Source organism: Herbaspirillum lusitanum P6-12 (genome assembly GCF_000256565.1).
In the GTDB taxonomy this organism is placed as follows: domain Bacteria; phylum Pseudomonadota; class Gammaproteobacteria; order Burkholderiales; family Burkholderiaceae_D; genus Herbaspirillum; species Herbaspirillum lusitanum.
Map to the genome: position 1 here is coordinate 1 of NZ_AJHH01000766.1, position 9,073 is coordinate 9,073.

9 protein-coding genes and 3 pseudogenes are annotated in these 9,073 nt (G+C 62.9%); 2 read left to right on the forward strand and 10 right to left on the reverse strand.

Going from position 1 to position 9,073, the window contains the following annotated elements; all coding sequences use genetic code 11:
- From HLUSI_RS30600 to HLUSI_RS0124705, 6 genes are all read right to left on the reverse strand, one after another.
- Positions 1 to 400, reverse strand: a 400-nt coding sequence (locus tag HLUSI_RS30600) for a DUF2867 domain-containing protein (RefSeq protein ID WP_016836475.1), incomplete at its 3' end; no start/stop codon positions are given.
- A gap of 7 nt (positions 401 to 407) precedes the next feature.
- Complete coding sequence (cydX, locus tag HLUSI_RS0124685) at positions 408 to 587, reverse strand: cytochrome bd-I oxidase subunit CydX (RefSeq protein WP_016836476.1); 180 nt, start codon at positions 585 to 587, stop codon at positions 408 to 410.
- A 21-nt stretch (positions 588 to 608) separates the two neighbouring features.
- Positions 609 to 1,751, reverse strand: a complete 1,143-nt coding sequence (gene cydB / locus HLUSI_RS0124690) for a cytochrome d ubiquinol oxidase subunit II (protein ID WP_016836477.1) — start codon at positions 1,749 to 1,751, stop codon at positions 609 to 611.
- A 61-nt stretch (positions 1,752 to 1,812) separates the two neighbouring features.
- Positions 1,813 to 3,450, reverse strand: coding sequence for a cytochrome ubiquinol oxidase subunit I (locus HLUSI_RS0124695; RefSeq protein WP_016836478.1), 1,638 nt, complete (start codon positions 3,448 to 3,450; stop codon positions 1,813 to 1,815).
- On the reverse strand, positions 3,437 to 3,706 hold the full coding sequence (gene cydP, locus HLUSI_RS0124700) for a cytochrome oxidase putative small subunit CydP (protein WP_016836479.1): 270 nt from the start codon (positions 3,704 to 3,706) through the stop codon (positions 3,437 to 3,439). Before cydP ends, HLUSI_RS0124695 begins: the two co-directional genes overlap by 14 nt.
- 3 nt (positions 3,707 to 3,709) lie before the next feature.
- Complete coding sequence (locus tag HLUSI_RS0124705; RefSeq protein WP_029363997.1) at positions 3,710 to 4,324, reverse strand: GbsR/MarR family transcriptional regulator; 615 nt, start codon at positions 4,322 to 4,324, stop codon at positions 3,710 to 3,712.
- Positions 4,325 to 4,515: 191 nt separating this feature from the next.
- Here HLUSI_RS0124705 and HLUSI_RS0124710 point away from each other — a divergent pair, with 191 nt between their 5' ends.
- Positions 4,516 to 6,216, forward strand: coding sequence for a tetratricopeptide repeat protein (locus HLUSI_RS0124710; protein ID WP_016836481.1), 1,701 nt, complete (start codon positions 4,516 to 4,518; stop codon positions 6,214 to 6,216).
- On the opposite strand, the gene HLUSI_RS0124715 is transcribed toward HLUSI_RS0124710, so the two are convergent.
- The 4 genes and pseudogenes from HLUSI_RS0124715 to HLUSI_RS33665 form a co-directional block, all read right to left on the reverse strand.
- Positions 6,217 to 7,641, reverse strand: coding sequence for a heavy metal sensor histidine kinase (locus tag HLUSI_RS0124715; RefSeq protein ID WP_016836482.1), 1,425 nt, complete (start codon positions 7,639 to 7,641; stop codon positions 6,217 to 6,219). It abuts the gene before it with no gap.
- Positions 7,642 to 7,651: 10 nt separating this feature from the next.
- Positions 7,652 to 7,975, reverse strand: a pseudogene (locus tag HLUSI_RS33655) (winged helix-turn-helix domain-containing protein); the annotation flags it as partial.
- A complete protein-coding gene (locus HLUSI_RS33660; protein WP_016836484.1) occupies positions 7,876 to 8,250 on the reverse strand; it encodes a hypothetical protein in 375 nt (124 codons plus the stop codon). The gene HLUSI_RS33660 and the pseudogene HLUSI_RS33655, both read right to left, overlap by 100 nt.
- Before the next feature lie 5 nt (positions 8,251 to 8,255).
- Positions 8,256 to 8,459, reverse strand: a pseudogene (locus tag HLUSI_RS33665) (response regulator); the annotation flags it as partial.
- Positions 8,460 to 8,656: 197 nt separating this feature from the next.
- Between HLUSI_RS33665 and HLUSI_RS0124730 the strand changes: the two are divergent.
- Positions 8,657 to 9,073, forward strand: a pseudogene (locus HLUSI_RS0124730) (protein-methionine-sulfoxide reductase catalytic subunit MsrP); the annotation flags it as partial.

Below are 9,073 nucleotides of genomic sequence, written 5' to 3' on the forward strand. Positions count from 1 at the left end.
ACACGGTGGTCAGCGTCAGCTGCGCCGGTGACGTCGGCGTGGCGGCATCGCGCCGCACCCAGATGCGGAAATCCAGATGCTTGTCGTCGAAGCCGAGTTGCACCAGATCGTCGCTCTGCGCGATCAGCGGAAATCCCGCCACTGCGCTGCGGGCGCTATCGTCGATGTGCATGTCAGCCGATCTGAGGCCGAACACTGCCACCGCGCGATTGCGGATCGACAGCAGCAGCGTGACCCATGATGGCGTGCGACGGAACATCTGCTCGGTCAGTTGAGCGGCCGACTGGCGCGCTTGTTCTTCGCTGAGGGCGATGCGGAAGGCATCGGCAAAGCCGGCGCCGGGCAGCGCCTGCAGCAGAGAGGTATCGGTATCGACGAGATGGGCGGAAGGCGTTTTCATCGCGGCCTCAGGGTTTGGCCGGACGTTTTTTCGCCAGCTCGGCCTGGGCGCTGGCGGCGACGAAACGTTCGCGGGTTTCGTCTTCCTTGCGGCGGCCGAAGGCGTAGTTGGCTTCCAGCCACATGACGTTGATGATGCCGAAGGCCAGCGCCAGGCCGACTCCGAGTATCCAGGCGAAATACCACATGATGTTCTCCTTCTCGAATGGTTAATAAGCGGTGTGTTCATTGTCGGCGATGTGCTTGAGCGTCACCTTGCCGCGCATCACGCGATACACCCAGGCCGTGTACATCATGATCAGCGGCACGAAGAACAGCACCAGCCAGAACATGATCCCGAGGGTCTTGTGACTCGACACCGAATCCCAGATCGTCAGGCTGCTGCGCGGGTCCAGCGACGACGGCATGATGAACGGGAACATGGCGGTGGCTGCAGTCAGGATGATGCCGGCCACCGCGATGCCGCTGCCGATGAAGGCCAGTCGCGCCTTGCGCCACGCGCCGAAGATCAGCACCAGCAGCAATCCGGCGATGGCGGCGATCGGGATCGCCCTGGTTGCGGGCCAGCGCGTGTAGTTGTCCATCCACGCGCCGGAGACGATTTCGACGGTCTTCGCCAGCGGCATGAAGGCGCTGTTGGCGCTCGGCATATCGGTGATGCTGTAGCCGTCGATGCCGTGCGCCACCCAGAAGCCGGCCGCCACGAACAGCGCCAGCGTGGCGAGTGCGCTCCACAGCGCAATCTTGCGCGCACGCGCCGCGATCGCCGCCTCGGTCTTCACCATGATGAAGGTGGCGCCGTGGGTCAGCAGCATCGCCACGCTCAGCACGCCGGCCAGCAGGCCGAAGGGATTGAGCAATTCAAAGAAGCTGCCGGTGTATTCCACGCGCATCGTGTCGTCGTAGTGGAAAGGCACGCCCAGCAACAGGTTGCCGAAGGCCACGCCGCAGATCAGCGGTGGTACGATGCCGCCCACGAACAGGCCCCAGTCCCAGGCATTGCGCCAGCGCGGATCGGCCACCTTGCTGCGATAGTCGAAGCCGACCGGGCGGAAGAACAGTGAAAACAGCAGCACCATCAGCGCGATGTAGAAACCCGAGAAGGCGGTCGCGTAGACCAGCGGCCAGGCAGCGAAGGTGGCGCCGCCGGCGGTGATGAACCAGGTCTGGTTGCCTTCCCAGGTCGGGCCGATGGAGTTGATCAGCACGCGGCGTTCGGCGTCGGTCTTGCCGACGAAAGGCAGCATCATGCCCACGCCGAAGTCGAAGCCGTCGGTCAGCGCGAAGCCGATGATGAGCACGCCGACGAAGGCCCACCAGATGATTTTTAAGGTTTCGTAATCGAAGATCATGAGGATTTCCTTGTGTACTTCTTCGTAAATTTGGCGAGTTGAATGAGCATTGCCATCGGCATCAGCGCGTCGGTCTGGACAGCGGCGGACGTGGCGGCTGCGGCGGTACCGGCGGCTTCGCTGCAACGGCCGGTTTCTTTGTCTTCTCCAGCAGTTCCCAGTGGTACTTGCCGGTGTGCAGGCTGCTCGGCCCGCGCTTGGCGTACTTGATCATCAGCATCATTTCCACGACCAGCAGGAAGGTATAGAACAGGACGAATCCGGCCAGGCTGAAATACAGGCTCGACGCTTGCAGGGTCGAGGCCGACAGACGCGTCGGCAGGATGCCGGCGATGGTCCACGGCTGGCGGCCGTATTCGGCCACGATCCAGCCCAGCTCGGCGGCGATCCACGGCAGCGGGATGCTGAACACGGCCAGTCGCAGCAGCCAGCGTTGCGGCGCCAGTTGCTTGCGCACCAGGAAGTAGAACGAGGCCGAGAAGATGAACAGGAACAGCATGCCCAACGCCACCATGCCGCGGAACGACCAGAACAGCGGCGCCACGTTAGGGATGGTGTCGTCGACCGCCTTGGCGATCTGCTGCGGCGTGGCGTCGATCACATTGGGGGTGTACTTCTTGAGCAGCAGGCCGTAGCCGAGATCTTGCTTGAGCTTGTCGAACTCGGCGCGCGCCTCGGGCGACTTGTCGCCGGATTTCAGTCGCGTCAGCGCAGCGTAGGCCAGCATGCCGTTGCGGATGCGCACTTCGTGTTCTTTCTTGAGGTCCTTGATGCCGATTACCGGCGTGTCGACCGAACGCGTGGCGATCAGGCCGAGTACGTACGGCACCTTGAAGGCGTAATCGGTGCGCTCGCCCTTGTTGTCGGGCAGGCCGAAGACGGTGATGCCGGCCGGCGCAGGATGGGTTTCCCATTCGGCTTCGATGGCAGCCAGCTTGACCTTGTTGACTTCACCGGCGGTGTAGCCGGATTCGTCGCCGAGCACGATCACCGACAAGGTCGACGCCAGGCCGAAACCGGCGGCGACCGCAAACGAGCGCAGCGCGAACGCGGTATCGCGGCCCTTGAGCAGGTAGTAGGCGGACACGCCCAGCACGAACATCGACGCCGTGACGTAACCGGCTGCGACGGTGTGCACGAACTTCACCTGCGCCACCGGATTGAAGATCACGTCAGTCATGCTGACCAGTTCCATGCGCATGGTTTCAAAATTGAATTCCGCGCCGACCGGGTTGTTCATCCAGCCGTTGGCGATCAGGATCCACAGCGCCGACAGGCTCGATCCCAGCGCCACCAGGAAGGTCACCATCAGATGCTTGACGCGCGACAGGCGATCCCAGCCGAAGAAGAACAGGCCGACGAAGGTCGACTCGAGGAAGAACGCCGCCATGCCTTCGATCGCCAGCGGCGTCCCGAAGATGTCGCCGACGTAGTGCGAGTAGTACGACCAGTTGGTGCCGAACTGAAACTCCAGCGTGATGCCGGTGGCCACGCCCATGGCGAAGTTGATGCCGAACAGCTTGCCCCAGAAGCGCGTCATGTCCTTGTAGATGGGGCTGCCCGTCATGACGTAGACGGATTCCATGATGACCAGGATCCAGGACAGGCCGAGCGTCAGCGGAACGAACAGGAAGTGATACAGCGCCGTGATGGCGAACTGCAGGCGCGACAGACTGACGACTTCGTCAATGGGAAGCATGGGAGACCTCGGTGGTGGGAGTGGATACGCTGGATACGTTGGATACGGTTGGCGCGGATTCCGGCGCCGGCGCCAGCAGATGCTGTTCCACCTGGGCGGTGGGCATGCGCATTTTCTTTGCCTGCGGTTCGGAAAAAAAGGTTTTCGCCAGCAGCATCAGGAGCGCGATCTTGACCACAAGGATCAGGGCGATTTCGGCGCCGAGCGGAAGTTTGGTCAGGCGCGGCAGGCGCCACAGGCGATGGGTACGCGACATGATTTAGTCCTTTGCCTTGGCGGCGACCTTCGCGCTTTTATCTTCGCTCTTGTTGTCAGTCTTTTCGCCGCCGAAGCGGAACTTGTCCTTGACGTCGAGCAGCTTCTTGATCTTCGAACCCATCTTCATGAGCGAGGACAAGGTTTCCGGCGATAGCCGCTGCACGTCATCGAACCAGGAGCTGGACAGCTCGATCAGGTCGTACATTTCGCGCATGCGTTTTTGCGCGTGCTTGTCGTCGGCGCTGGCCGGCGTTTCCAGCAGGGCATCCCGCAGCATCGACAGCGTCGGCTCGATTTCGCGGCGACGGCGTTCTTCCAGCAAGGCCTTGAAGATATCCCAGATGTCCTTCGGCGGCTCAAAATATTCACGGCGGTCGCCGGGCTGGTGCAGCAGCTTGACCAGTCGCCACGACTGCAGTTCCTTGAGTCCCATGCTGACGTTGGAGCGCGAGAAACTCAGGTAATCGGCGATTTCATCGGCGTTGAGCGGGCGCGCCTGCACATACAGCAGGGCGTAGATCTGGCCGACGGTGCGGTTGATGCCCCAGCGGCTGCCCATTTCGCCGAAATGGAGGATGAAGCGCTGCATCAGGGGGCTGAGGGTGTGGGGTTCCATGGAAAAATCCTGGGGGAGGGAGTGGAGCGGCATCGTGGATTGTTTTTGAATTTTCAGTAATTACCAAACAATCATTACGTTGCCACATAACGACGCTGCGGAAGTCAACGAACCCCGAACAAACCAAAGCCGTTGCCGTCGTCATCGCCGCGTCAGTCAGCCGCAGGCGCTTGCGTGTTAACATCGCGCCCATGAACAATAACGACGCCCTCGCCCAGGCTTATCTGTTTTTCCAGCATGGCCAGCTGGAGGCGGCTCACGCCATCCTGCAGCCGCTGGCGCAGCAGGCCGAAGCCGATTTCAATTTGCTGCACCTGGCCGGCGCCGTCGCCGCGGGATTGCAGTTGCATGCGCAGGCGATCGAACTGTACCGCCGCGCACTGGCGCTGACGCCGGGCGATCTTGCGGTGAGCTACAAGCTCGGCCGTGTGCTGTATGAAGCGGGCAAGCATCAGGAAGCGCTAAGCCTCTACCTGCAACTGATCGCCGCCGGCGTGCAGCATGCCGATATTTTCCACGCTGCGGCATTGCTGCTGCAGGATTTCAATCGCAATGAAGAGGCGCTGCAGACCATCGAACACGCCTTGCGCCTGGCGCCGCAGAATCCCGACGCCTGGCATCGCCACGGCGTCTTGCTGCAGCGCTTGCAACGTCCGGGCGACGCCTTGCAGAGTCTGCAGCAAGCGGTTGCGTTGGCGCCCGAACAGACCGTGTATCGCTTCGATCAGGCCTTGCTGCAGTACGAACTCCATCGCAACGAAGAAGCGCTGGCCAGCGTCGATCAGGTGCTGGCGCAGGAGCCGGATTTCGGCGACGGCTGGGTGTGCCGCGCCGCGACGCTGGGACGTCTGCGCCGCTATGAGGAATCGATCACGGCCGCCCGCAAGGCCTTGAGCCTGCGCGCCGGTTATGCCGACGCCAGCGTTAACCTGGCGCTGACCATGCTGGCGCTGGGACGGTTCGACGAAGCCTGGCCCTTGTACGAAGCGCGCTGGCAGGGCGAGCGCGCCGATCCGCAGCGTCATCGCGGCATTGCACGCTGGCCCGGCGTGGATGTCGCCGCCGGCAAGACCGTGTTGCTGTGGGCTGAACAGGGTTTGGGTGATGCCATTCAGTTTTCGCGTTACGCGCAACAGGTCGCCGCGCTGGGCGCAAACGTCGTGCTTGAAGTGCATGCCGCGTTGAAGACGCTGCTGCAAACGCTGGAAGCCGATCCGGAGTCAGGCAAGCCCACCGGCATCGTCGTCAAAGCCATCGGCGAAGTCTTACCCGCGGTCGACTACCAGTTGCCGCTGATGAGCCTGCCGCTGATGTTCGGCACGCGTCCGGATACGATCCCGTCGCCGCAAGCGTATCTGCATGCGGGATCACATCTGCAGCAGCGCTGGGCGCAATCGCTGGAACAGGGAAGGGAAGGCGCGCGGCCGCTGCGCATTGGCATTGTTTGCTCGGGCAACGCAGGCAATCACAACGACCGCCGCCGCTCGATTCCCTTGCAGGCGTTTGCCCCCTTGCTGGATATCGCCAACGCCGAATTCTTCCTGCTGCAACCGGAGCTGCGTCAGCGCGACGCCGACTGGTTGCAGGCCACATCGGCGCTGCAATGGCCCGGTCGCGAATTGCAAGCCTTCGACGACACCGCCGCGCTGATCGCCAATCTGGATCTGGTGATTGGTGTCGATACCGCTGCCGTGCATCTGGCCGGCGCACTTGGTGTACCGGTGTGGATATTGTTGTCGCACGCCGCCGATTGGCGCTGGCTATTGGAGCGCGACGATAGCCCCTGGTACGCCTCGGCGCGCCTGTTCAGGCAGACGACGGCAGGTGATTGGGATGCCGTGATGACGCGCGTGCTCACGGAACTCTCGGCGCTGAAGCAAGCCGCCGCCTGATCAGCGCGGGGCGATCTTCCCCCGGGTGGGGAAGCGCAGGCTGAAGGCGATCCAGCCGTCGGCTGAACAGGCCACCGCCGCCGTGCCGCCATGCACGGTCATGATGGCCTTGACGATCGCCAGGCCGAGGCCATTGGATTCGGTGAATTCGCTGCGCGACTTGTCGCCGCGATAGAAGCGGTCGAACATGCGTTCCATCTGTTGCCGCGTCATCGCCATGCCGCGATTGGCGACGTCGATGGCGATGCCGTCGGCGGTCGGTCGCACGCTGATCCTGATGGCGGTGCCGGCGTCGCCGTAGCGCACCGCATTGACCACCAGGTTGCTCACTGCGCGCCGCCACATCACCAGGTTGGCGCTGCAGGCCAGACCCGGCGCCGCATCGACCTCGAACTGCATGTCGCGTTCGGCGGCCACGCCTTCGAAATAATCAGCGATCTTCTGCAATTCTTCCCTGAGGTCGATCGCGCTGCGGTCGACTACCAGTTGCGCATGATCGGTCTGCGCCAGGAACAGGATGTTTTCAATGATGCGCGACAGGCGCGTCAACTCTTCCAGATTCGATTCCAGCACCTGTTCATATTCTTCCGGGCTGCGCCGCTGTCCCAGGGCGACCTGGCTCTGTCCCATCAACACATTGATGGGAGTGCGGATCTCGTGGGCGAGGTCGCCGGAAAACTGCGCCAGATGCGCATAGCCCGCCTCCAGCCGGTCCAGCATGGCGTTGAAGGACAGCGCCACGCGCCGCAGTTCGGCCGGCATGCCCTCCTGGTCCAGCCGCGCCGACAGATGATCCGGGGTGATCTGGGCGGCGCGCTGGCTCATTGCCTCCAGCGGTTGCAGGCCGCGTCGCAGCAGCAGGAATCCCAGCAGCGCCGTCAGCACCACGGCCGCTGCCGCCGCCCCGGCGATGCGCCAGCGGTAGCTGCGCATCATGCGGGCTTCCTGGACCATGACGTAGGCGGCGACGATCTCGACCGTGTCGCCGCCCTTGCCGACATCGGCCAGCGCCGAGACCCAGCGCACCCGCACGCCATCGGCGCGCTGGCTGGTCCGCAGGCTGGCTGAACTGACCGGACTGCCTACCGGTAGCGGCGTCATGGCCGGCGGTACCAGATGGTCTGGGTTGCTCTGGATGAAGGGGGCTTCGCCCTGGCGGCGGAAGATGCGCACGTCCTGCTCGTTGCCGAGCATGCTTTCAAACAGGGCGGGGCGCTGCTCCATCTGCTCGACGTTGTAGAGGTCATGCAGCAGGTTGCGGAAATGTTCGACGCGGCCGATCAGCGTATAGTCGGCGCGCACTTCCAGCGACTGGCGCGCCGAGGTGTAAAGGTACATGCCGAGTCCGGTGACCACCAGGCAGGCGATCAAGGCAAACAGCGCACTGACGCGGAACGCCAGCGTCCAGGAGCGCCACGGCCTCATCGAGTATCTTTCATGGCGTTTCTGAAAACATGTAGCCGATGCTGCGTACGGTGTGGATCAGTTTCTTTTCGAAAGGCGCATCGATCTTGGCGCGCAGGCGCTTGACCGCGACGTCGACGACGTTGGTGTCGCTGTCGAAGTTCATGTCCCACACCTGCGAGGCGATCACCGAGCGCGACAAGGCTTCGCCCTGGCGCTTGATCAGCAGATGCAGCAGCAGGAATTCCTTGTTGGTCAGCACGATATTGACGCCTTGCCGGGTGACCTTGTGGCGCACGTGATCGAGCTGCAGGTCGGCCACCTGGTAGACCTCGGCGTCGCGCGTGACGGGGCGTATATCCCGCGGCGGCTCATGCGCGTGAGCGGCATCAGATCGCGCCGCAGCACGGCGAAGCCAAGCACCGACGTCAGCAGCACGGTCAGCGCCACCGCGGCGACCACGCGCCACAGGTATACCGTCATCATGCGCGACTCTTGCGTCATGACATAGGCGGCGACGATCTCGACGGTGTCGTTGTGGTTGCCCACGTCCGCCAGCGCCGCGACCCAGCGCACGCGCACGCCGTCGGCGCGCATGCCGTCATGCAAAGAAGAGATCGCCAGCGGCATGCATTGGCGCGCAGCGCGCTCATCACCTGCCAGCCGTCGGTGCCGGGCAGCATGACGTCGAGCACCACCAGGTCGTAGTTCTGTTCCATCGCCATGTGCAGGCCGTCGGTGCCGGTGCGCGCGAGATCGACCGTATAGCCGGATTCGCGCAAGCCTTTTTTAAGGTAGTCGCCGGTTTTGGGATCGTCTTCGATGACAAGGATGGCCATGCTGTATCGGGAAAGGGCGCGCTGCAAAAGCGGCGCGGATGCAGGAAAATGCGCTTGATTCTAGCAATCGCAGGACTTTTCTTCATGACAAAATTGTCATCAAATTGCCACCCGGACGTCACCGCCCGGCTTTTACCATGCTGTTCACTCGCCAAGGTCTTGCCTTGGTCACCCACTTTCATTTTCCGGAGCGCACCATGCTGATCAAAATCCGTCCAGACCAGATCGATATTCCGCTCGCCTCCGAGATCACGCCGCAAGAGGTCTACGCCTCGCGCCGGGCTTTCATGAGTAAAGTGGCGGCCGGTGCGATCGCCGGCAGCGGCCTGCTCGGCGTGGGTGGCGCATTCGCCCAGCCGGCTACGGCGCGCAAGTTGCCGGCCAGGCTCAACAGCGTCTACGCGGTGATGGACAAGCCGACCGCCTACCAGGACGCGACGACATACAACAATTATTACGAATTCGGCACCGACAAGGCCGATCCGGCACGCACCGCCGGCACGCTCAAGACTTCGCCCTGGACCGTCAGCATCGAGGGTGAAGTGAAAAAGCCGTTCACGCTCGATCTTGACGCGCTGATGAAACTGGCGCCGCTGGAAGAACGCATCTACCGC

Coding starts and splice junctions, on each gene's coding strand:
- HLUSI_RS33660 (WP_016836484.1), bottom strand. CDS start 8,250: ATGCCGCTGGCGATCTCTTCTTTGCATGACGGCATGCGCGCCGACGGC.
- HLUSI_RS0124695 (WP_016836478.1), bottom strand. CDS start 3,450: ATGCTTCCCATTGACGAAGTCGTCAGTCTGTCGCGCCTGCAGTTCGCC.
- HLUSI_RS0124715 (WP_016836482.1), bottom strand. CDS start 7,641: ATGAGGCCGTGGCGCTCCTGGACGCTGGCGTTCCGCGTCAGTGCGCTG.
- HLUSI_RS0124705 (WP_029363997.1), bottom strand. CDS start 4,324: ATGGAACCCCACACCCTCAGCCCCCTGATGCAGCGCTTCATCCTCCAT.
- cydB (WP_016836477.1), bottom strand. CDS start 1,751: ATGATCTTCGATTACGAAACCTTAAAAATCATCTGGTGGGCCTTCGTC.
- HLUSI_RS0124710 (WP_016836481.1), top strand. CDS start 4,516: ATGAACAATAACGACGCCCTCGCCCAGGCTTATCTGTTTTTCCAGCAT.
- cydP (WP_016836479.1), bottom strand. CDS start 3,706: ATGTCGCGTACCCATCGCCTGTGGCGCCTGCCGCGCCTGACCAAACTT.
- cydX (WP_016836476.1), bottom strand. CDS start 587: ATGTGGTATTTCGCCTGGATACTCGGAGTCGGCCTGGCGCTGGCCTTC.